This window comes from Castellaniella sp. UC4447_H14 (assembly GCF_052978285.1).
In genome coordinates this window covers 1,251,024-1,273,031 of the sequence record NZ_CM129666.1, presented here as the reverse complement: position 1 = coordinate 1,273,031, position 22,008 = coordinate 1,251,024, and the positions used below count along the sequence as shown (strand labels likewise).

Here is a 22,008-nt window from a genome sequence, read left to right as displayed (position 1 = left end):
GCAGGCCGGGCCGGAGCGCGGATGCTAGAATCCCTGCTGATTTCCCTCATTGCCACATGGTGTTGTGAGCCGTTGACACCGGCCCGCCCCAACTTTCTATCATGCAGACCGATTCCTCCCTGAGCGTCCTGAATGCGCTATCGCCCCTGGATGGGCGTTACGCGGCGAAAGCCGACGCGTTGCGTCCCTATCTGTCCGAAGCCGGTTTCATGGCCCATCGGGTCGAGGTCGAGATCGCCTGGCTGATCGGCCTGTCCGACGCAGGCTTGCCCGAGCTGCCGGCCTTCAGCGCGGCGGCCCGTACCCGCCTGCGGGCGCTGGTGGCGGGGTTTTCCGAGGCGGATGCCGCCCGCATCAAGGCGATCGAGCGCACGACCAACCACGACGTGAAGGCCGTGGAGTATTGGCTCAAGGAACAGGTGGCGGATGACGCCGAGCTGGCCCGCGCGTCCGAATTCATCCACTTTGCCTGTACGTCGGAAGACATCAACAACACTTCTCACGCGCTGATGCTGGGGCGGGCGCGCGGCGAGTGTCTGATGCCAAGCCTGCAGGCGGTCGTCAACCGGCTGCGCGAACTCGCGCACCGCCATGCGGATCAGCCATTGCTGTCGCGCACGCACGGTCAGCCGGCTACGCCCAGTACCGTGGGCAAGGAACTGGCCAACGTGGTGGCGCGTCTGGACCGGGCCCTGCAGGCCATCGAGTCCGTGCAGCCCCTGGCCAAGATGAACGGCGCGACGGGCAACTACAATGCCCACCTCGCCGCCTATCCGGAGATCAACTGGCCGGCGTTTTCGGCCGGGGTCCTGGGTAGCCTGGGGCTGGTTCAGAACCCCTATTCCATTCAGATCGAGCCGCATGACTGGATGGCGGCGCTGTTTGATGCCATCGCGCGGGCCAATACCATCCTGCTGGACCTGAACCGCGATTTGTGGGGCTACATCGCGCTGGGCTACTTCAAGCAGCGCCTCAAGGAAGGCGAGGTCGGCTCGTCCACCATGCCGCACAAGGTCAATCCCATCGATTTCGAAAATTCCGAGGGCAATCTGGGCCTGGCCAACGCGCTACTGCGCCATCTGGCCGAGAAGCTCCCCGTTTCGCGCTGGCAGCGCGATCTGACGGACTCCACGGTGTTGCGCAACCTGGGGGTGGCGCTGGGCTATTGTCTGGTCGCGTACGACGCCTGCCTGCGTGGGCTGGGCAAGCTCGAGCTGAACGCTGCCGCGATCGACGCGGACATCGACGGATGCTGGGAAATTCTGGCCGAGCCGGTACAAACGGTGATGCGTCGTTACGGGCTGCCACATCCCTACGAACAACTGAAGGCGCTCACGCGCGGCAAGGGCATCACCCAGGACGCTTTGCGCGCCTTCATCGCCGGTCTGGATCTTCCGGACGAGCCCAAGGGCCGTCTGTTGGCCATGACTCCGCGCAGCTACGTGGGGCATGCCGCCGGCTTGGCAAAGGCCGTGTAAATTGCGGGACAGCCGCTCGGGGCGCGCTTCTTTGGCCCCGACCCGCGCTTTGCGCGAGCCGCGGAAACCGTGTATAGTTTCGTTCTTCGCGGAAACGCGAAGGGCTGTTAGCTCAGTTGGTAGAGCAGCGGACTCTTAATCCGTCGGTCGACAGTTCGAGCCTGTCACAGCCCACCAGAATGCGGGGGTCTGAACGAACGTTCAGGCCCTCTTTTTTGTTACAACTAAGGGTATACGCGAACGTCGCCAGGCGTTACCGTTGATGTGACCCGACGAAAGTCGGCCGCTATCTGATACGGGGAGCGCATGATGAAAACGACGATTCGACTCTTTGGTAGTGTGGTGCTGGCGACGACACTGCTTAGCCTCAGCGCCTGCGGCGGCATGTCGCATCAACAGAAAAGCACGGTGGTAGGGGCGGGTGTGGGCGCCGTGGGTGGCGCTGTCCTGACGGGCGGAAGCGCACTGGGTACGGTAGGCGGAGCCGCCGTGGGCGGCGTGGTGGGGCACGAAGTCGGGAAATGAGCACAGCGATCAGCGAGCAGCAACGTAATCAGATCAAGCTTCAGGGTTTTCTGGAAGACAAGCTGAAGTGGCATGACTACACCCACATTGCCGTGGATGACGAAGATCTTCCCTTGGCGGAGAGGTTCGTTCATACGGTGGGTCGCGCGCGGGCGGGCAGGCCGGAGCTCATCCTGACCGGATGTGCCGACCTTCAGCGCGCCATGGATCTGATTGCTGACGTAGTGGCGCACGAGGACCGCGTCGGGCTGTTGTCAGACGGCCTGATGCTGTCCGCCTCCGAGGCGCGGTCGCCTCTGCTGATCAAGGACGTCTCCACGAGTTTCGTGCGGGAAAAGCGCGTGGCCCAGGCGTCCAGCCGTTTCGGGTCAGCCATCCGTGTTTTCCAGGTGGCCTGGCCAGACGCACAGGGTCGCTTTCCGCACGAGGCCGATTATGATGCGGACGGTCATCCGCAGCAGGCGCTGTGGGAGGAAACGGACTTGCCGTCACCGGGCTAGTGGCGCGCTGCATCGGGACTTGGAGTATTGGGCCGGCAGACGCCGGCCTTTTTATGATCTATTTTTCAGATCAAAAAGAACGATACTACGCTGTTCTTCATCGATTCAATCAATATTAAAGTGTGGTCATTCCATCGCCCATATTCATGAAGGAGAATTGAATGGCCAAGGTACTGGTGCTTTACTACAGCACGTGGGGTCACATCGAGCAGCTTGCGCATGCGGAAGCCGAAGGCGCCCGCGCCGCAGGGGCCGAGGTCGCCATCCGGCGCGTTCCGGAACTGGTTCCTCTTGAGGTCGCCCAGGCTGCGCACTACAAACTGGACCAGGATGCCCCCGTTGCGACCGTGGCGGAGCTGGCCGAGTACGACGCGATCATCTTCGGCACCCCGACGCGCTTTGGCAACATGGCAGCCCAAATGCGCAATTTCCTGGATCAGACGGGCGGACTGTGGGCAGCAGGCGCGTTCATCGGCAAGGTCGGCAGCGTATTCGTGAGTTCGGGCCAGCAACATTGGGGCCAGGAAACGACCATCACGTCGTTCCATACGACCTTGTTGCACCAGGGGTTTGTAGTGGTCGGTGTGCCGCCTTCAGTCCCCGGTTTGCGCGTGCTCGACGAGGTCAGCGGCGGCACCCCGTATGGCGCTTCCACGATTGCCGGGGCCGATGGGTCGCGTCAGCCGACTGAAAATGAACTGTCCGTGGCGCGCGCCCAGGGCGAACATGTGGCGCGCCTCGCAGCCAAGCTGGTTGCGAACACGGATGCCTTGGCGGAGGCCGAAGCCGCGTAGGATCTGTGAGTCGTTCGGATGAAAGGCCGAGGGCGTCCCGTGTCTGGCACGGGGCGCCCTCGGTTCATGGGCATCCGCCCATCAATGGCGATCAATAGCCGTCGAATTCTTCGGTCCGGATGTTCTCTTCATCGATGTCCATCTGTACCAGCAGCTCACGCATGGCGCGCACCATGCTCGCGGGTCCGGACAGATAATAGATCGCGGAGGCCGGATCGGGGACGTGGCGCCGAATCATGTCGGCATTGATCCGTCCGCGCTCCGCGCCGGGTTCGACTCCTTGCGTATAGACCGGCACGAAGGTGAAGTTCGGGTTCTGCGCGGCGAACCGTTGCAGATCCTGTGTGAAAGGTGCGCTGGCCGGTGTCTTGTTGGCGTACAGCAGGGTCATCTTGTGGGCGGTCTTGTCGTGTGTCGCCTGAGCGACGATGCTGCGTACCGGGGTGATCCCCACGCCGCCAATCAGAAAGACCATCGGCTTGGTGTCGTCCTTGGGCAGCGTGTAGCTGCCCCAGACCGCTTCGATCTGGAGGGCTGAATTCAGCGGCAGATCCCGGAGGGCGTTCTTGAATGCCGAGCCCCGCATGCGGGTCGCGGCGGACAGGTAGTCCTCGTAGGGCGCGTTGACGAACGAGAAGCCGTGTACGTAGGTCTTCTTTTCGGCCCCCGGCGCTGCCTTCAGGAGGATATCGAAGAACTGCCCTGCCCGGAATTTGAAGTCCTTGGGCTTTTCCAGGATGAATTCCAGCGTGCCTTCGGCAATTTCCCTCCGGCCGGTAAGTCTCGTGTCATAAACTGCCATGAATGATCTCCCATTTCCAACAGTCGGCGCGCCGGCCGGCCACGACGCTCACCCCAGCGCCGGTGGCGACACCCGTGGATCCGGTCGCGCGCCTCGGATTCGGCGCTGCAAATTTGTGGCACTGGTATATCACAAAACCACGGCCGACCGTCGCTCATTCGAAGCCTTGGCGGGAAAACCGTGTATCTTGCAAGAGTCCGAGTTCGAGTCTTCGTCCCATGCGTACTTTCATCGATCCCCAGGGGAATGGCTGGCAGGCTGCGCTGCTGGATGGCTCCTATGGCAATGTCACGCTGCTGTTCAGCCCGCTGCGCGCCAGCGACATCCGGCAGTATCAAATGCCGGCCGACACCATGGCCGAGGCCGAAGGGCAGTTCGCTGATCTGAGTGATGCGGAACTGCTGGACCTATGGGAGCGGGCCTCGCCATGGAGTCCGGGCGCCTGACTCCCGGCCGGTGCCGGAGGCGTCCGAGCTTCGGGCGCGGCCAATCTAGTCGCCCCGTAGCGTCAGCATGACGCCGGTGAAGGAACTCCCCAGCATGGCCAGCACCAGCAGCCAGTAGCCGATGCGGCCGAGGCCGGATTTTCCATTTCGGACCGACAGCCCCATCCAGATCATGGCCAGGTCGTAGAGGACCGTGCCCCCCAGCAGCAACGTCAGGCTGGTGGCGAGCGTGCCCGCGATGACGCCGGCGTGTCCCAGATTCAGTAGAACCCACTGGCCCCAGATCATGGCGGGAGGCAATTCGCGCGCCGACAGCGAGGCCTGGGCAGCGCCCAGCACGTACTGGACGACGCCGACCACCAGCACCAGGTAGGCCACCATCCAGACGATTGGTTTGGTGGGATGGTAGGCGATGGCGGCGGCGATCAGCCCTGCCGCGATGATGGCCAGCGCGCCCAGGACTTTGAAGGGTGCTGATGCGAATTCCATTGACGAGTGTCCTTGATGGGTACTGACGTAGGCCCGGGCGGATTCGGAGGGATCGTCCTGCCACCTCGATGAGGGCGGAAGGCTGGGCGCAATCGGTTCGAACCGGTTGCCCCGCGCCAGTACGACGCGCCGGTGATCGCCTCGAAGGGCGGGCAGCGGGGCGGCACGATGCCCGGCACCATTGTCCTCCTCAAAAGCCCCCGCATCGCCGGAAGCCCTTTCCGGCACCGGGCATTTGGGGAAGAGTAGCGACGGGGCTGCCGGCCTCGTCCAGCGGAGCGCCCCAAACCCGATGAACGGGATCGGCGCCAGCCGCATGTGGAGACTATGGCGGCAAATGACGATAATGCTTCTAATGCCTGGAGATGGAGCAAGGCCATGCGCGCGGACGGCGGGCGAGTCCTGATCGTGGAAGATGAACCGACGATTGCCGGGAATCTGTACAGTTACCTGGAGCGGCATGGGCTGATGCCCGATGTAGCCTATGACGGGCATGGCGCGCTCGCCCTGCTGCACACCGGTGGATTCGGCGCCATGGTGCTGGACCTCGGGTTGCCCGGCCTGAGCGGCATGGATCTGTTGCGCACCCTCCAGCGCGATGCGAGTCTCTGGTGCCCGGTGCTGGTGCTCACGGCGCGCGACCGTCTCGAAGATCGGCTCCAGGCTTTCGATCTGGGCGCTGAGGATTATCTGGTAAAGCCCTTTGCACTGGCCGAAGTCCTTGCGCGCCTGAGGGTGCTCTTGCGGCGCGGGCGCCGCGAGGACCCTGGGATCATGATGCTGGGCGAACTCAGCTACGATCCGCGCAATCACGCCATTGCCATGGGGGGGCAGTCCCTGCCGTTGCCCCGCAAGTCGCGGCTGCTGCTGGAGACTCTATTGCGCGCGGAGGGCCATCTGGCGTCCCAATCCCAGCTCAAGGCCGCGCTATGGCCCGATGGGCCGCCGTCGGAGCGTGCCTTGAACGATCAGGTTCATTTGCTGCGCCGTCGCTTGCGCGCGGTGGGCGGGGGCGATGTCGTTGCGGCACCAGGCCTTGGATGGAGGTTGGTACTCGTGGCGGAAACCGGTGACGGTCCATTCCGTTCTCAACCGGGATCTTCTTGATGCGTCTCGTTTCATTCGCCAGCCGCGTGACCTGGGCGCTGACGGCGGCGGTGTCGGTTTTTCTGCTCGTCATGAGCCTGCTGGCGTACGCGGTCTTTGCCCGGATGGAAGATGATCTGGTGGACAACGTGCTCGCCGGGCAGGTCCAGGCGTTGCGGGACGACCTGTCGGCGGGGCAGGATCTTTCGTCCGTCCTGTCGGCGCGCGCCGGCGATGGGGGCCTGATCCAGGCCTGGGTCCAGTCCGCTACTGCCTTGCCGCCGGAGGGCGACCTGTTCGCGTCGGGCGCGGGGGGACGGGAAGTCCATCGCGACGGCCATACCTGGCATACCTGGGTGGAAGAGGTCCCGCAGGGAAAGCTTTATGTTCGCTATGATGCCACTGCCCACGAGGACAGAGTGCGCGACTTCGGCTGGATACTGGCCGCGGGCGCCCTGATCGGGCTGTTGTGTGCCTGGGGGCTGTCGCGCCGTTTGGCGCGCCGTGTGGTGGCTCCCATTCGCATGGTGTCCGATCGTCTTTCCGCCTGGAGCATGGATGGGGGGCGAACGGCGGCCGTCATGCCGGGCGACGACGAGGCCGCGCAACTCATCGAGGCATTCAATCGGCTCCAGGACCACGTGGATCGCGCCATGGCCTTCGAGCGCCAGTTTGCCGCTAACCTCAGCCATGAATTGCGCACGTCGCTGGCCGCGTTGCGTTCCGACGGGGAAATGGCCCTCCTGGAGGTCGCATCCGGGTCGCCCCTGCACGATCGCCTGCAACGCATGCTGAATCAGGTGGATACCGCCGCCAGCAGTCTGTCGGGAGCAGTGGCCATCAACAGTGCGGATCCAGCCCGCATGAAGGTCGTAGACCTGGCGGCCGCGCTCGATGAAGCCTGGTATGCGCTCGAGCCTTTGGCCGAAGGACGCGGCCTGGCGCTCATGAGCAGGATTCCCGAGGGCGCGTTCTGCTGGCTCGATCCCCACGCCCTTCTCATCGTGGTGCGCAACTTGCTGCGTAACGCCATCGAACACGCGGCACCCGCCACACTGACAGTGGCGCTGGAAGGCCCCACTACACTGTTGTTCCATGATGATGGTCCAGGGATTCCTCCCGACCGCCTGTTGGAGCTGCAGGAATGGCGTAGCGGCCGGGTCGACCTGGCCAGGCCTTCGCCGTCCGAGTGGGAGCATGGCCTGGGGCTGCAGATCGCCCAGCGTGTGTGCGATCTGCAGGGCTGGCGTCTTTCCGTGGATTCCGTTCAGGGCGAGATGTCGGGATGGACGGAGTTCCGCCTGGGGCTGCCGGCTTCCGCACGCTGCGATCCCGACCGGTTTTCAGGTTATAGTCAGCCCGATTCGTAGCCTTTTCGTGCCGAAGGTACTAAGGTTCCAGCTGACTTTGAATGGGAGACGATATGTCTGCATCAGCTTCTTCGTCCGGTAGCACGGAAACCCTGGAAGCCGGTTCCGCTCCGGATGCCGGCCTTGGAGCCGTCTGGGCGCGCCTCGCTCACGCTCAGGTCTTGCGGCTGCGGGCGCTGACGGTGCTCGGCGTGCTGGCTGTGGCGGTATTGCCCTGGGTGGGCTCGGCGTGGCCGGAATCCGGCTGGGTCAATCGGAGCCTGGAGTGGCTCGGCCTTGCCCTGATCCTGGTGGCGATCCTGGGCCGCACGGCGTGCATGCTCTACCTGGGCGGGCGCAAGGGTGCCGATCTGGTGGCCGAAGGTCCTTACTCGGTCAGCCGCAATCCGCTGTACGTGTTCTCCATTCTGGCTGTGCTGGGCATCGGGCTGCAAACGGGCAGTCTGGTGGTGGGCGGGGTGCTTGCCTTGGCGGCATTCGCCGTGTTTCGCTGGATCGTCATTGAAGAAGAGCGTCTGCTGCAGGCGGCCTTCGGCACCCGGTTCGACGCCTATTGTGTGCGCGTCCCTCGCTTCTGGCCTCGCCGCGGCGTCTGGCGCTCACCGCGCCATGTCATGGTCGACCTGCATGGCGTCTGGAAGACGGTGCGCGATGCGTTGCCTTATTTCCTCGCCGTCCCCGTGTTCGAGGCCATCGAGGTCGCCCAGGCCAACGGCTGGGTACACGTCCGGTTGTGGCTCTTTTAGCAGACCGACCGATTCATCCGGGCGCGGGGCAGCGGCCATGCTACAGTGGCCCGTGAATTTTGCAGGGGCCACTGGAAATGGACGTCATCTTCGCTTCGCGCCAGGACAAGCAGCCGCAGGACTGGGTGCGAGCCCTTCAGCAAGCCTTGCCGTCGGTCCGCGTCCGCCTTTGGGAGCCCGGTGCGGCGTCCGGGGCGGCCCAGGCGGCCATCGTCTGGGAGCCGCCGGCCGAGCTGTTCCAGCGCGAACCGCACCTGAAGTATCTGTTCAATCTTGGTGCGGGCGTGGACGCCTTGCTGCAGACGCCGGGGTTGCCGCCGGACGTCACCATCGTGCGGATGGAAGACGGGGGTATGGCGGACCAGATGGCCGAGTACGCGCTGTATTACCTGCTGAGGGAAGCCAGGGGGTTTGGACGTTATGCCGGGCAGCAAAGGCAGTCCCGATGGCATCGATTGGGCGGCATGCAGCGCGAGCAGTGGCCGGTGGGCATCATGGGAGCGGGCCGGATCGGCGCCCAGGTGGCAACCCTGTTCGCGGCGCTGAACTACCCCGTGGCCGTGTGGTCGCGCACCGGCCGCGCCGTCGCGGGTGCCGAGGCATTTGGCGGTGATTCGTCGTTTGGGGCGTTTCTGGCCCGCACGCGTGTGCTCGTCAACGTGCTTCCCCTCACGGCTGAAACCCAGGGCATCCTGTGCCAGCACACGTTCGAGCAGCTTCGCCCCGATGCCTATCTGATCAACATGGCACGGGGCGGCCATCTGGTCGAGTCGGACTTGCTCGCCGCGCTGGAGTCGGGCCGCTTGCGCGGCGCGGCCCTGGATGCGTTCGTGCACGAGCCGCTTCCGGTCAGCCATCCGTTCTGGACCCACCCGCGCATCCAGCTCACTCCCCACGTCGCCGGGATCAGTCTGATGGAGCAGACCGTCCATCAGATTGCGGACAAGATTCGGGCGCTGGCGCGAGGTGAAACGATTTCCGGGGTGGTCGACCGCATCCGGCAGTATTGACGCGTCTGCTCAGCCGTGCTCGGCAGCCGCCTGGCGGGCGATGGTGGCCGCCAGGGCCTGGCGCTGTGGACCGCGTTCCAGTCCGTCCAGGAATCGACGGGGGATGGCCTGTATGCCGCCGATGGCTCCGCTCAAGGCGCCCGTCAGAATGGCGCGTGCCTGGTTCTGGCCGCCGCCATTGACGGCGTGCAGGACGGCGGATTCGAAGTCCCCCTGGAAACGCCCCGCCAGATAGTACGCAGCCGGGAATTGGTGATACACCGCGCACGGCATTCCGTAGACCAGCGACGCCTTCCAGGCCGGTTCGATGCGGACCTCCGGGTCGGCAATGGCGCGCTGGATGTTCGACACGGTCAGCAAGGCGTCGGGGGATGGATACTGGCCGGCGTGCCGGGGTGCTTCCGGTCCCGCCGGCGGCCGCTTCTCGCCAGCGGATGTGACGCTGTGAAACGGCAGGCTGCCGTCACGCACCAGCGCCATCAGTCGGTTGGAGGTGTCGCCGTCCAGCGGCTCGCCGCGTACCAGGCTGCCGAGGACGCAGGCGTAGGCGACGGTCATGGCCATGACGGTGGTGTCGCATTGCGTCAGGGCCGTGTTGGCGGAGGCATGCCGGGCGAGTGCGCCGGGGTGCAGTGCGTCACGGACGGCCAGCACCAGAATGCGCTCGGCCGCTTCGGTCGTGTCGGCCAGGCCGCAGACCTCGCCCCATGGACGCTTGTCCTGGACCCGCAGCCGCCACGCCTCGCGAATCGACTGGCTGGTGTAGCCGCCGGGACCCTGCATGGGTGTCCCATCGAGCTTGGGGAACAGATCTTCGTCGAGCCGTCGGCAGAAGTCCGCCTCGTCGTAGGCGCCCGTGTCCGCCAGCGATTGCGCCAGCATTTCGAGGATGATGCCGGCCTGGGATGACTGACCCGCATGCAGCCCGGCATGGTAGTGGTCGGGCTTGGGATCGACGTAGTCGGTGATCCAGGCGCCGAAATTCTTGTGCAGTTCATCGAGATCGTAGTACCAGTGGGGACCGAGTGCGAGCGCGTCGCCGATGAATGCCCCCATCAGCGCGCCTTGGGCGCGCTGTTCGAAACTGACCGCCGTGTGGTGACTTTCCATGGAAACTCCTGTTGTTCCGGCGTCCATCGGGTCTCCGCGGCCATGGGCCGCCTGGCCAGCCGCGCGCTCGAAGACGAGGCCGCGAAGGGGGGGCCGGCAGCACGTGCCAGGGTGCCGACATGCGCCGTTCGTTCAGCATACGCCAAAAGCCGAACGTGTCGCTCGGACATGGACCGGCCCAGGGACAGGCCGTGCGTGACAGACGAGCCGCTGCCGGAACATGGGCCGCGGCAGTCCTGGCGCGGTGGGATCGCCGCTACTCATGAACGGGTGCTGTCCGGTTGTACCGGGTCGGCGTGAGGCAGCCAGTGCCAGAACACTGCGGCGGCGACGAAACCCAGGGCCCCCGTGGCCACGATCGCGGGCGCCAGCGTTGCCGCCGCGGTGATGGCGGACAGCAGGGCGGGGGCGCCGCTTGCCCCGATGTCGGAAATCAGTCGCCACACGCCGAGGAACTGCGTCCGGCCCTCTCGAGGCGCGGCGTCGGCTCCCAGGGTCATGACCAGGCCCGATCCGATGCCGTTGCCCAGTCCGATGGCCATGGACACGGTCAGGAAGCTGATGAAGCCGGCCGTCGATGGGATCAGGATCATGGACGCCCCCATGATGAGCACCGACGGCACTGCGACCCACAGGCGCCCGTATTGATCCATGGCCTTGCCGGAGGGGTAGAAGGCCAGCATGTCGATGGAGGCGACGATTCCGTAGATGACCGAGGTGGTGGCGGGGCTGATGCCCAGATGCTCGGCCCAAAGCGGGATCACGATCTGGCGGGACGCGCGCAGCGCGCTCACCAGCAGGATACCGAAGCCTACCGTGCAGTAGGTCCTTCGATATGCGTGCATGATGTGCAGGATCCGGGTCGAGCCCGGAGTCGCCGGGGCGGAGTGGCGGTTTTCCAGGTCGGGGATGGTGTAGGCCAGTGCGCCTGCGGCCACCATGGCCACGATGGCGACCCAGTAGGCGCCGCTCAACCCCAGGATCTGCATGGCCCCGGCTCCCAGGAATGGGCCGACGAACACGCCAATGCGCCGCATGCCGCCCAGCGTGGACATGGCCCGGGCCCGCATGGAGGGCGGCACGAGCTCGATCAGGTAGGACTGGCGCGCCAGCAGCAGCACCGAGGTCGCCATGCCGATCAGAGAAATGCCAAAGGCCAGGAACATGATCTGTCCGGGAATCAGGCACAGAATCAGCGCCAGCACGCTGAGCGCGGCTGCCCAGACCATGGCCAGCCGCTCGCCGTGGCGTGCGATGAGCAGCGCGGCCGGGATATTGCTGATCAGTGATCCGATGCCCACCAACCCCACGATGAGCCCGGCCAGCGCGACCGAAGCGCCATCGTTGCGGGCACTCAGTGCGATGACGGGCAGGATTGCCCCTTGACCGATGCTGAACAGCAGCGATGGCCCGAAGGCGGGCACGGCGATTTTTCTGAGGCTGAATGTGGTGTCGTTCATTCGGGAAAACGGGTGCCAACGTCGCTCTGTTTGCGCATTCCGATACGGGATGCATCAAATAGAATGGCGAAGGCGGGATGGCGAAAGGGCTCATCATCCTGCCGCCCGCGCTGAAAGTAAACCAGAAGCATATGAGCGGCAGAAAAATAGGGCCGGAAACGAAAATCGCCACCGGATGCGGTGGCGATAGAGCTGTGGTATACAAGCGAATTCCTGGTGGCGCACCCCTGATTCGAACAGGGGACCTGCGGATTATGATTCCGTCGCTCTAACCGACTGAGCTAGTGCGCCAAAGGACGCAATTTTAGCGAGTATCCCCATGGGGTGCAAGTAACCCGCGTACCGCCATTATTACGGTCGGCGGCGAGCCGTGGGTGGGGGTCCCGCCGCGTTTTGAAACCCGAATGGGAGGGACCCTGCGGATGCGCCCGGAGCGTAGATCCAGAATCAACCTGCGTCAATTGATGCTTCTGCTGGCCGTCACCAGCGGAGTCATCATGCTGCTGGCCGGCCTGCTCGGCGCCTATCAGGTTCAGCGCCAGCAGCTCATGGACACGCTGGCCTCCAACGAAGCCTTTGCCGTGAAGCTGGCGACGACGACCACGGATCTGCTTCGTCGGGCGCAGCGCAACCTGGCCTATTCGGCCGACGTTCTGCAGGGTGCGCGGATGAATCCGGCCGTCTTGCGCGCCGAGGTCGATCGCCTGCGCGAACAAGGCATCGGGTTCAACTCGGTCACGGTGGTGGACAACGACGGTCTGGTCAGGATCATCGCTCCCGAAAGCCTGGGCCTGGAAGGGCGCCGGATTGAATCGGGCGAGTCCCTGATGATTCGCCGCTTGCGTATCCCGCTAGTCAGCAAGCCGCTGGTCACCCCGCTGGGCAATCTGGCCATCGTCCTGTCGCAGCCGCTTTTCGGGGCGGACCATCGGTACCTGGGTTACCTGGCGGGGACGCTCTATCTCAAGACCGATGGCGGTTTGCACCGCCTGATCGGCGAGCAGTATTTCCATGACGGCACTTACGTCTATGTAGTGGACTCATCACGGCGGCTTCTCTATCACCCCCTGCCGACCCGGATCGGAACTCAGGCGGACAACGATGCCGTCGTCGATGCCGTGCTGCGGGGCCGTTCCGGCCAGCAGCGCGTCGTGGACCAGCGGGGCAACGACGTACTCGACGGCTACGCTTATGTCGATGCGGCCGACTGGGGCATCATCGTGCAGCGGCCCACCGAAGTCGCTTTGCGGCGGCTCGATGACCTGATGCAACGGGTGCTGTGGCTGACGCTCGGCCCCGCCTTGCTGCTGCTGGTGCTGCTATGGGTATCCTCGCGCTGGATATCGCGCCCGCTGGAGCAGTTGGCTGGCATCGTGCGCGATGGCTACGAGGAAGGCATGATCCCGCGGATCGAAGCGGTGCGGGGCTCGTACTACGAGGCCCAGCAACTGAAGCACGCGTTGCTGGCCAGCCTTGGCGCCGTGCACACGCAGATGGGCAAACTGCATAGTGATGCCCATACCGATGCCCTCACGGGCCTGGGCAATCGGCGCGGGCTCGAGGCCTTGCTGCATTCATGGCGCGAATTGGAGCGGGATTTTGCCGTCATCTCTCTGGATATCGATCTATTCAAGCGCATCAACGACACATTCGGCCACGACGTGGGTGATGAAGTCATTCGCAACGTCGGCGGCCGGATGCAGGCCCAGGCGCGTCATGGGGACGCACTGTTTCGCATGGGCGGAGAGGAGTTCCTGGCTCTGTTGCCCGACGTCGGCCTGGAGCGCGGTGCCGGTATTGCCGAGCGCTTGCGGGCCAGCATCGAGAGCGCGCCTATTTTGGCCCAGCAGCAGGTCACAGTGTCGGTAGGCGTAGCCGTTTGCATGGGACGGGATATCGACGGTGCATTGAAGGCGGCCGACCAGGCCCTGTATCGAGCCAAGCAGGAAGGCCGCAATCGCGTGGTGATCGCGGGGGCCGCATAAAATTCAAAGGCCCCGCCTTTTGGCGGGGCCCTACTGCCGATAGGGCAGTGAACACTGCATGGGCGCAGTGTCTAACCAGTGCCTCTGGGGCATTGGCGTGCTACCGTAGGGCAGCAAGTCCAGTATAGGCAAACGCTTCGGTCCTGGCAATATCATGGATTTCCCTATGCCTTGGGGATTCAGCTGGCCGCCTCGGGGATGGCCTTGTCGGGGTGGCCAGACAGTGCTGCGCTCAGGCTATACAAGGGTTCGAACGATTCGGCCTGCGCCATGGGCCAGGCGGTCCGGAAGATCGTGTTGCGGAACCGGCCTTCTAGGAGTTCGCCTTTTTCCAGGTCTGGAAACAGGGCGGACAGCACGCGGACCTCGCCGTTTGGGATGCGACGCGCGATATGGTGCGGGCGCAGCTCGCCGGGATGGTGCAGGCCGGCCGCACCCAGCAGTTCGCCGAGCGCTTTCAGTGTGTTGGCGTGGTAATTGGCCACCCGTATGGATTTGTCCGCCACCACCAGCGCCTTCTGTCGTTTGGGATCCTGGGTGGTGACGCCGGTCGGGCACCGCCCGGTATGGCAGACCTGGGCCTGGATGCAGCCGATGGCGAACATATAGGCGCGCGCGCTGTTGCACCAGTCGGCACCCAGCGCCATGATGCGCGCCATGTCGAAGGCGCTGACCACCTTGCCGGAGGCACCCAGCCGGACTCTTTCCCTCAGGCCTATCCCCACCAGTGTGTTGTGGACCAGGCGCAACCCTTCGCGCAGCGGCGTGCCCACATGGTCCACGAATTCGATGGGCGCGGCGCCCGTGCCCCCTTCGGCGCCGTCCACCACGATGAAGTCGGGGGTCACGCCCGTCGCCAGCATGGCTTTGGCGATGGCGAACCACTCCCAGGGGTGGCCGATGCACAACTTGAAGCCCACCGGCTTGCCGCCCGACAGCTCGCGCAGGCGCACGATGAAATGCATCAGTTCGATGGGGGTGCGAAAGGCGCTATGGCTGGATGGAGAGACGCAGTCCCGCCCGACGGCAACCCCCCGCGCGGCGGCGATTTCGGCCGTGACCTTGGGGCCTGGCAGGACGCCGCCGTGCCCGGGCTTGGCGCCCTGGGACAGCTTGATTTCGATCATGCGGATATTGTCGCGCCGGGCCATGTCGGCAAAGCGCTCCTCCGAGAAGCTGCCGTCGTCATTGCGGCAGCCGAAGTAGCCCGAGCCGATGTTCCAGATGAGATCGCCGCCATGTTTCAGATGGTATGCGCTGACCCCTCCTTCGCCGGTGTCATGGGCGAATTTCCCCAGGGCGGCGCCCCTGTTCAGCGCCATGACCGCGTTGGCGGACAGGGCGCCGAAGCTCATGGCGGAAATATTGAACACGGACAGTTCGACGGGGCGGGTACAGTCCGGTCCGCCGACGGTGATCCGGAAGTCGGTGTCGGTGATGTGAGCCGGCACCATGGCGTGATTGATCCATTCGTAGTCGTGGCCGTAGACATCGCCCTGGGTGCCGAATGGGCGCAGGTCCGTCTGGCGCTTGGCGCGCTGGTAGACCAGCGAGCGGCTCACCCGCGAAAACGGCTGCTCCAGCGTGTCGTCCTCGAAGAAGTACTGGCGGATTTCGGGCCGCACGAACTCGAACAGGAAGCGCAGGTTGCCGATGACGGGGTAGTTGCGCCGGATGGCGTGCCGGGTCTGCCGCATGTCGTTGATTCCCACGACAGTCAGGGCGCCGAAGAACGCACAGGGCACCCACCAGCCCGCGTCGGCCGCCAGCGCCAGCGCCGCACTCAGCACGGTGAGGGTGATCACCAGATGGAAGATGGTGTAGCGGGACAGCAATCGGCGCATGTGGACTCTCCGGGGTGAGATCGGCCATTACCTTAGCAGAACGAACGGACAGCAGCCTGAAATCCAGGAGGCTCAGCGAATCGGCGCCGTCCAGACCAGGTGGGCGACGGTCTGCTCATCGCACCAGACAAAGGCGTTCTGTCCGAACCGGCGGGCCCAGGCGTGCGCAACGGTTTTCGGCAGGCCGGGAATCCACAGGCTGGGCTCGTCGGGCCATCGTCCGGCCGGATCCAAGCCGCGCCCTGGCACCCACGAGTAGCCCGCCTGCCTCAGCGCGCGCTGCAGCGCTTTGAGGCGCCGGTCGTTGGCCGCGGGGCTCAGGAGACGGCTGCGCGGATTGCTCGCCGAGAGGAACACTCCCCATGAGGGCCGCTGAAGGGTGCGGGCGAGCGCCTTCAACTCGGGCTGTGCGGCGCCGATTTTCAACAGGATGGGGGTCGGAGTGTCGATCCGATAGAGGGCGGCGTGGTAAGTCTGCGCCAGCCGGTCGGGACCCGGTTCGCCCATCAGCGTTGACCGGGCACCGACGGCGCGCGCCCGGGACCAGGCGTCGTGAAGCTCGACAGCGCCGGGTATCGGTCACAGTCCGTGGTGTGGTCCATGAGGCAGCCGATGGCCTGGAGATAGGATTGGCAGATCGTGGGGCCCACGAAGGTAAAGCCGAGCTTCTTCAATCGCTTGCTGAGTGTCTGGGCTTCGGGGCCGGCCACCGGGATGTCGCCGGCCGTCGCGTAATGGTGGATGCGGGGATGCCCCTTCACAGAGGACCAGATCAGGTCTACCGGATCGGAAATCGCCCGCCAGGCGCGTGCATTGCGGCCGACCGCCTCCAGCTTCAGGCGGTTGCGGATGATGGCCGGATTGCGCAGGCGGTCCTGCACCCAGGCGTCGTCCGTGGCGGCCAGGGCCTGCGCGTCGAACCCCAGCAAGGCATCGCGGAAGGCCTCGCGCTTGCGCAGGACCGTGATCCACGACAACCCCGCCTGGAAACCTTCCAGCAGCAGCATCTCGAAAAGATGCGCGGGGTCCCGGGACGGGACACCCCACTCATGGTCGTGGTAGCCGATATAAAGCGGATCGTCGTTGCACCAGGCGCAGCGGTGGATGAGCGGAGCCGCCGAGGGCGCTGTGGCGGCGCCGTGCGCCGTGTTGTGTGGGGTGGCCGACGGCTCGCTCATGGTGGACTCCGGGTGTGTGATCAGGTCAGGAGACCCGAATGCCGGGGGTGCCGGACCGCAGTGTCCCGATCCGAGCGGCGAAGCCGAAGCCGTCGGTCCTGAGCAGATCCAGCACGGAATCGGCGGCGTCCGGTGTGCAGGCAACCAGCAGTCCACCCGAGGTCTGCGGGTCGGACAGCAGCGTGCGGGCGACGGAAGGCAGGCCGGCATCCAGGGCGACCTCCGATTCGCAGGCGCGCCAGTTGCGCGCCGAGGCACCCGTGAAAATGCCGGCCTCGGCGAGGTCGCGCGCGCCTGGCAGCCACGGCAGGGCGTCGAATGCGATCTCGGCCCGCAGTCCTGAACCGCGGCACATTTCGAGCGTGTGCCCGAGCAGGCTGAAGCCGGTGACGTCCGTCATGGCATGCACGGATTCCATCTGACCGAGCCGGGCACCCGGAGTGTTGAGTTGCGTGGTGCTGGCCATCATGGCCTGGTAGCCGACGACGTCCAGCCGCTCCTTTTTCAGGGCGGCCGACAGGATGCCCACGCCCAGCGGCTTGCTCAGGATCAGCACGTCGCCGGCGCGGGCCTGGTCGTTGCGCCGGATGTGGTCGGGGTGGGCCAGCCCCATCACCGCCAGTCCGTAGATCGGCTCTACCGAGTCGATGGAGTGGCCGCCCGCAATCGGGATGCCGGCCTGCTCGCAGATCGATGCGCCGCCCGCGAGAATCGTATTGATGGTGTCGGCCGGCAGCGTCTTGATGGGCATGCCCACCAGCGCCAGTGCCATGATGGGCCGCCCGCCCATGGCGTAGACGTCCGATAGCGCATTGGCGGCCGCGATGCGGCCAAAGTCGCGAGGATCGTCCACGATGGGCATGAAGAAATCCGTGGTGGCGATGAGCGCCTGCTCGTCGTTGAGACGGTAGACCGCCGCGTCGTCCGATGTCTGCGTGCCCACCAGCAGGTCGGGGAACGGGCCCACAGGGAGGGTGTTGCGCATCAACTGCGCGAGGACGTCAGGTGCGATCTTGCATCCGCAGCCCCCACCGTGCGACAGGGAGGTCAGGCGGGGTGGTGTTGCTTGGGTCATGCGTGTTCCTGGAGTGATAGAGGGAGACCGGCGCTGTCGGCGAGCTGAGCCATCAAGGCTCGCGCCTGCGCTCCGCCGTCGTCGACCGTGGGGTCGTAGTGGAAGATGTCGGCGGCGGCCAGCCCCTCGTAGTTGGAGTGGCTGCTGCGCCGGTAGGCCGGGTCGTAGTGGCTTTGCACCAGCGACTCGAACAGTTCGGCCCGGCGGTCGGCATCGATCAGGGCCTGCCATCCGGAGACGGTCTGGCGGCTGTGCAGGCCGACGAGCTGCTCCAGTTTCTCCTTGAAGTCGCCGGAGGCATGAAAGAGATGGCGGTAGTCCTGCAGCAGGAATGCAATGCGTTGCGGCATGTCCGCGTGGACTTGCACGCAGCGTCCCGCACGCATGGCCTGCAGCAGCGCGTCGGGCAGGCTCAGGCGTCCGATGCGGCGGCTTTCCGCCTCGACGAATACCGGACGGGTCGGGTCCAGCACGCGGATGGCCTCGTGCAGCATCGTTTCGAAGCCGCGCTGGCTGGGCTGCGGGCGATCCGGAAGATCGCCGAGCAGCGACCCCCGATGGCAGGCCAGGCCTTCCAGATCCAGGGTCTGCGCACCCACGTCGGCGAGCGACTGCAGCAGCCGGGTCTTTCCGGACCCGGTGGGGCCGGCCAGAATGATGCAGGGCAGCCCCGCCGGCCATGAGGCCAGCCCGTCGATGACGTGGCGGCGCCAGGTCTTGTAGCCGCCGTCGAGCTGGCGCGCGCGCCAGCCGATCTGGTTCAGCCAGCTCGTCATGGCGCCGGATCGTTTGCCCCCGCGCCAGCAGTAGACCAGCGGGCGCCAACCCTTGGGACGGTCGGCGAACAGCGTTTCCAGGTAATCGGCAATGTGCCGCGCGACCAGCGCCGCCCCCAGGCGGGTAGCCTTGAAGGGTGATTCCTGCGCGTAGATCGTGCCGATGAGGGCGCGTTCCTCGTTGTCCAGCACCGGGGCGCTGATGGCGCCAGGGATGTGGTCGTCGGCATATTCCGCCGGCGAGCGCACATCGATGATGTCGTCGAACTGAGCGATGGCATCCAGGCCGCAGCGCAGCGAGGCCGGTGAATGGACGGGTGAGTTCATGGCCAAGATTGTAAATCCCGGGCGAGTTCCGGTCTGTATTGTCAGGAGTGGTGGCGTGTCAGGGGGAAAGGATGAGACCAGCCCGATGGGTGCATCAAACGAGCGGCACGGCGATCGTATCGGGCCGTGGCGCTGACTCAGGCCTTCAGCAGACGGCGGGTGAGCAACGACCGCATGTTTCGCAACCATCGACAATGGCGCAAATGATCACGTTGTGGTTAGTCACACCGTGGGGCCTGAAGGCGGTCTGCCGGTAGGTTTTGATGCCTAGGGCGAGGAGGCCCCGCGGGTAGCTGCCGCGATGCGGGAATCTAGACAGCTTTCCCGCAATCTTCTCCAAATCGCCAGACACATGGCCGGCGTTCGCCTAGCAGCCAAGTACGGAGATGTAGTCGTGGATCGCTTCTAAATCGTGCTCAGCGCCTGCCGCGAGCAGGACGTCGAACTTCGCTTGTACTCCTGTCATCAGGGAGCGGTTTGCCGGACCCGCAAGCGGGCGACGACATTCGTCCACGATGGTGACTATGTGTACCGCTACGTCCTGCAGCACCGCCTTGGCCCCTCCGCTTTGGGTAATGATCAGAGGCTCGCCTTCCTGGGCGAGTGCGTCAGTATTTGGGCTGCACGCGCTCGGAGTTAACTGATCGGCTTGGCCTGGGCTGAGTAGTGCATCGCTATGCTTTCGGCCGTGGTGGCATTCAACGAAGCCTCTTTATGACCGTATCAATATGATGTCAGGGGGACGCCAGCGAGCGCCTGTCTCCGTGATGCGCTGGAACAGAAACCCCCAGAACTGGATGTCTACGCGGGTCTCGCTTCTTGATGCCCGATCATATCGGGCTGCTTTGGATTTCCCGAAAGGAGATGTGGTGTCAGTAAAGAATGGTGCCAGGATAGGCAACAAAGGCATAGCATTTGTGCAGGTTTCCCTATGAAGTATTTCATATCCGCGCACGCTTCGCGCATAGCCACTGCACTTGATGTCGCGGACACGCTTCACCGAAGACCACTGGCACGTCTTAGGCGTTGTGTTGAGTCGATTGGGCTCACGCGCAGTTCGTAGCCATTATTGAACTTCACCGAATTGACGCAAGCTTGATCTTTTTCGGTGCCCCAGTATTGGGCTTTCCGTCGAGTACAAGTGCCGTTAGTTTCTCAATAATCCATTGGTTCTACGCTGCTTGGCCAATTCGTACTGGACAATGCTGCGAACCTGGTTAGCGGCCCCCTTCCACGCGCTTCGTGCCGCGCTGTTCTCGCTCCGTGTTGCGGAACTCGAACCGTCCCCCGCGACGTTGATGGTGATGTTCACGTCGCCGGCCGATTGATTACCGTTCATGGTCATGGGGATGGTTCGATCGTCTTGCAGCGGGACATATGCTTTAGGCTTCCTGCCTTCGCCATAAATGGTAAGCTGCAGGTTCCTCGCAATCCCGCGCTTGGCATACCGACGCAGTGGGATGGCCCCGAATTCAGCCATAATTTCGCCGTTTGCAAAGCTATAGCTGGGCACCGTGAACGCGGTTGCAGCGCTCGGGACAATCCCGGTCGTCTCGACGGCTCCAGTGGCACCCACGGTGCCAGCCGCGCCTTTAGCGAGGGCGCCCAAAATGCCCATGATATTGCCACCACCCGCTGAGGCGACCATGTTGGCCGGAGCCGTAGTGGCGAGACCTACCGCACTGGTGAAGGTCGTGAGAGAGGCGCTTGCGCCCTGTGTGGCTACTGCCTGGATCCCCACATTTATCTGGGTTTGAATCGCGTTTTGAATGAATTCCCGAGCTGACTTCGATGCACCTTGCGCGGCCAGCGCTTTCATAGCTTCGTTGGCCAAGTCAGCATTTTGCCCGAGCAATCCAATACCGGTCGTCGCAGCATTCGTTACAGCGTCAGCACCCTTGCTTGCGAGGATGCCAAGGAGGGACCGGCCCCTTATTTTACCATTGGGCAAATTGACCCTATCGCTCATTTTTGTGGATAGGTCCGTGAACTTGCCTGAAAAAGCCTTCTGCAATGCTATGCGGTTCAGGTCTTTTAACCACGATGCGACTAGGCCGCGAATGTCAGCTTTTTCCGTCTCGGTAAATTGCTTGGCGGCATCGATTCTCCCAACTGAGCGCAGGACAACGCGTAGACCGTCCTATGAGCCAGCGTCGGCACGGAGCGCAAGACGGCCTCTGCGCTCCCGGTAAACCGTTCGGTCAACGGCACGTTGTTCTTTTTCAAGCACTCCATCTCTTTTGTCATTGTAAGAAAATTTCCCACACTCATTTCTACGAGAGGGTGGGTCCGTCCGTCCACACTGGTGGAACGACTCGATGCGCGGACAATGGCGTCAATATTCAGAGCTTTCGTATAATCTTTTGTGAATGGGGCTCGACAATGCGAGCCCCAGGTGTCAGGAGGTAGGTGGAATTACGCCGACTCAGAGGCTGGATCGCCCAAACCGTAGAGGTCGTTGTTATGATCGGGGTCCGGATAAGCTTTGAATTCGACGATGAACACTCGCTCTTCGTCGACCTTGTAGGCAAAGGTCATGACACCGGAGGTCGCGGCGAGGTAAAGCGTCACGTCTTCGCTCTTGTCGGCGCGGTCGAGACCGATCGGGTGCAAAACGAGGGAATGCGCAATATCGAGCAAGCCAGTACCGACCCCCATGGGGACATCCACGCGTTTGAGAGTTGGGTGGCAGCGCCCGTCACCAGAGCTGCGCCGGCCCATATTCTTCACGAGGTTATCCAGCGTCGTTTCAGCCAGCGGAACCTTTGCGGTCACCTTGCGACCAATGATATATTGGTTAATCGGGGTTTCACCGGTCTGATCGACGGTGACTTCATGCGTAGTCGTCTCGACGGTGAGCTCAACGCCCCCTTTGGTCGCACCCATGTCGGTGCCACCGAAGGAAATGCTGCAAACACCGAGTTTCACGTTGTCGGCATTGACTGCCATAGTATTAACTCCTTGAAGGATTGTGATAAGCAAATACTTGCTAACCTCGCAATCCTAA

General features: G+C 64.0%; 21 protein-coding genes and 2 tRNA genes. 11 read left to right on the top strand and 12 right to left on the bottom strand.

Going from position 1 to position 22,008, the window contains the following annotated elements:
- Nucleotides 1–101 precede the first annotated feature (101 nt).
- From purB to wrbA, 5 genes are all read left to right on the top strand, one after another.
- The gene (gene purB, locus ACVCMJ_RS06155; RefSeq protein WP_447080554.1) at nucleotides 102–1,478 is read left to right on the top strand and encodes an adenylosuccinate lyase; all 1,377 of its coding nucleotides are present in this window, start codon (nucleotides 102–104) and stop codon (nucleotides 1,476–1,478) included.
- A gap of 101 nt (nucleotides 1,479–1,579) precedes the next feature.
- Nucleotides 1,580–1,655: transfer RNA gene (locus ACVCMJ_RS06150), tRNA-Lys, on the top strand.
- A 129-nt stretch (nucleotides 1,656–1,784) separates the two neighbouring features.
- A complete protein-coding gene (locus ACVCMJ_RS06145; protein ID WP_447080553.1) occupies nucleotides 1,785–2,003 on the top strand; it encodes a glycine zipper 2TM domain-containing protein in 219 nt (72 codons plus the stop codon).
- Entirely contained in the window at nucleotides 2,000–2,503 is a 504-nt protein-coding gene (locus ACVCMJ_RS06140) for a DUF4262 domain-containing protein (RefSeq protein WP_447080552.1), read from the top strand. The genes ACVCMJ_RS06145 and ACVCMJ_RS06140 overlap by 4 nt, the downstream gene beginning before the upstream one ends.
- A 161-nt stretch (nucleotides 2,504–2,664) precedes the next feature.
- Nucleotides 2,665–3,297, top strand: coding sequence for an NAD(P)H:quinone oxidoreductase (gene wrbA, locus ACVCMJ_RS06135; protein WP_447080551.1), 633 nt, complete (start codon nucleotides 2,665–2,667; stop codon nucleotides 3,295–3,297).
- Nucleotides 3,298–3,388: 91 nt separating this feature from the next.
- On the opposite strand, the gene ACVCMJ_RS06130 is transcribed toward wrbA, so the two are convergent.
- Nucleotides 3,389–4,099, bottom strand: coding sequence for an FAD-dependent oxidoreductase (locus tag ACVCMJ_RS06130; RefSeq protein WP_447080550.1), 711 nt, complete (start codon nucleotides 4,097–4,099; stop codon nucleotides 3,389–3,391).
- A 218-nt stretch (nucleotides 4,100–4,317) separates the two neighbouring features.
- On the opposite strand from ACVCMJ_RS06130, the gene ACVCMJ_RS06125 reads away from it, so the two are divergent.
- A complete protein-coding gene (locus ACVCMJ_RS06125) occupies nucleotides 4,318–4,545 on the top strand; it encodes a hypothetical protein (protein ID WP_447080549.1) in 228 nt (75 codons plus the stop codon).
- Nucleotides 4,546–4,590: 45 nt separating this feature from the next.
- Here ACVCMJ_RS06125 and ACVCMJ_RS06120 read toward each other — a convergent pair whose 3' ends face one another.
- Nucleotides 4,591–5,034: a hypothetical protein gene (locus ACVCMJ_RS06120; protein WP_447080548.1), complete on the bottom strand. Its 444-nt coding sequence runs from the start codon at nucleotides 5,032–5,034 to the stop codon at nucleotides 4,591–4,593.
- Between the two features lie 378 nt (nucleotides 5,035–5,412).
- On the opposite strand from ACVCMJ_RS06120, the gene ACVCMJ_RS06115 reads away from it, so the two are divergent.
- The 4 genes from ACVCMJ_RS06115 (at nucleotide 5,413) to ACVCMJ_RS06100 (ending at nucleotide 9,246) form a co-directional block, all read left to right on the top strand.
- On the top strand, nucleotides 5,413–6,141 hold the full coding sequence (locus tag ACVCMJ_RS06115; protein ID WP_447080547.1) for a response regulator transcription factor: 729 nt from the start codon (nucleotides 5,413–5,415) through the stop codon (nucleotides 6,139–6,141).
- On the top strand, nucleotides 6,141–7,490 hold the full coding sequence (locus tag ACVCMJ_RS06110) for a sensor histidine kinase (RefSeq protein ID WP_447080546.1): 1,350 nt from the start codon (nucleotides 6,141–6,143) through the stop codon (nucleotides 7,488–7,490). Before ACVCMJ_RS06115 ends, ACVCMJ_RS06110 begins: the two co-directional genes overlap by 1 nt.
- A gap of 53 nt (nucleotides 7,491–7,543) precedes the next feature.
- Nucleotides 7,544–8,236 (top strand): methyltransferase family protein, encoded by a 693-nt coding sequence (locus tag ACVCMJ_RS06105; protein WP_447080545.1) that lies wholly within the window; start codon nucleotides 7,544–7,546, stop codon nucleotides 8,234–8,236.
- A 77-nt stretch (nucleotides 8,237–8,313) separates the two neighbouring features.
- Nucleotides 8,314–9,246 (top strand): 2-hydroxyacid dehydrogenase, encoded by a 933-nt coding sequence (locus ACVCMJ_RS06100; protein WP_447080544.1) that lies wholly within the window; start codon nucleotides 8,314–8,316, stop codon nucleotides 9,244–9,246.
- 9 nt (nucleotides 9,247–9,255) lie between these two features.
- Here the strand turns inward: ACVCMJ_RS06100 and ACVCMJ_RS06095 are convergent, their stop codons facing one another.
- The 3 genes from ACVCMJ_RS06095 to ACVCMJ_RS06085 all read right to left on the bottom strand — a co-directional run bounded on the left by ACVCMJ_RS06095 (nucleotide 9,256) and on the right by ACVCMJ_RS06085 (nucleotide 12,107).
- Complete coding sequence (locus tag ACVCMJ_RS06095; protein WP_447080543.1) at nucleotides 9,256–10,356, bottom strand: ADP-ribosylglycohydrolase family protein; 1,101 nt, start codon at nucleotides 10,354–10,356, stop codon at nucleotides 9,256–9,258.
- Between the two features lie 260 nt (nucleotides 10,357–10,616).
- A complete protein-coding gene (locus tag ACVCMJ_RS06090; RefSeq protein WP_447080542.1) occupies nucleotides 10,617–11,816 on the bottom strand; it encodes an MFS transporter in 1,200 nt (399 codons plus the stop codon).
- Between the two features lie 214 nt (nucleotides 11,817–12,030).
- A tRNA-Met gene (locus ACVCMJ_RS06085) sits at nucleotides 12,031–12,107 on the bottom strand.
- Between the two features lie 113 nt (nucleotides 12,108–12,220).
- On the opposite strand from ACVCMJ_RS06085, the gene ACVCMJ_RS06080 reads away from it, so the two are divergent.
- Nucleotides 12,221–13,801, top strand: a complete 1,581-nt coding sequence (locus tag ACVCMJ_RS06080; protein WP_447080541.1) for a diguanylate cyclase — start codon at nucleotides 12,221–12,223, stop codon at nucleotides 13,799–13,801.
- 179 nt (nucleotides 13,802–13,980) lie between these two features.
- Here ACVCMJ_RS06080 and ACVCMJ_RS06075 read toward each other — a convergent pair whose 3' ends face one another.
- From ACVCMJ_RS06075 to ACVCMJ_RS06045, 7 genes are all read right to left on the bottom strand, one after another.
- The gene (locus ACVCMJ_RS06075) at nucleotides 13,981–15,645 is read right to left on the bottom strand and encodes an FMN-binding glutamate synthase family protein (RefSeq protein ID WP_447080540.1); all 1,665 of its coding nucleotides are present in this window, start codon (nucleotides 15,643–15,645) and stop codon (nucleotides 13,981–13,983) included.
- A gap of 72 nt (nucleotides 15,646–15,717) precedes the next feature.
- Nucleotides 15,718–16,152, bottom strand: coding sequence for a DUF3293 domain-containing protein (locus ACVCMJ_RS06070; protein ID WP_447080539.1), 435 nt, complete (start codon nucleotides 16,150–16,152; stop codon nucleotides 15,718–15,720).
- Complete coding sequence (locus ACVCMJ_RS06065) at nucleotides 16,152–16,823, bottom strand: DNA-3-methyladenine glycosylase I (protein WP_447080538.1); 672 nt, start codon at nucleotides 16,821–16,823, stop codon at nucleotides 16,152–16,154. The genes ACVCMJ_RS06070 and ACVCMJ_RS06065 overlap by 1 nt, the downstream gene beginning before the upstream one ends.
- 25 nt (nucleotides 16,824–16,848) lie before the next feature.
- On the bottom strand, nucleotides 16,849–17,898 hold the full coding sequence (selD, locus tag ACVCMJ_RS06060; RefSeq protein ID WP_447080537.1) for a selenide, water dikinase SelD: 1,050 nt from the start codon (nucleotides 17,896–17,898) through the stop codon (nucleotides 16,849–16,851).
- The gene (gene mnmH / locus ACVCMJ_RS06055; protein WP_447080536.1) at nucleotides 17,895–19,001 is read right to left on the bottom strand and encodes a tRNA 2-selenouridine(34) synthase MnmH; all 1,107 of its coding nucleotides are present in this window, start codon (nucleotides 18,999–19,001) and stop codon (nucleotides 17,895–17,897) included. Before mnmH ends, selD begins: the two co-directional genes overlap by 4 nt.
- Before the next feature lie 1,147 nt (nucleotides 19,002–20,148).
- The gene (locus tag ACVCMJ_RS06050) at nucleotides 20,149–20,970 is read right to left on the bottom strand and encodes a hypothetical protein (RefSeq protein WP_447080535.1); all 822 of its coding nucleotides are present in this window, start codon (nucleotides 20,968–20,970) and stop codon (nucleotides 20,149–20,151) included.
- 446 nt (nucleotides 20,971–21,416) lie between these two features.
- The gene (locus ACVCMJ_RS06045; RefSeq protein WP_447080534.1) at nucleotides 21,417–21,950 is read right to left on the bottom strand and encodes a hypothetical protein; all 534 of its coding nucleotides are present in this window, start codon (nucleotides 21,948–21,950) and stop codon (nucleotides 21,417–21,419) included.
- Nucleotides 21,951–22,008 lie beyond the last annotated feature (58 nt).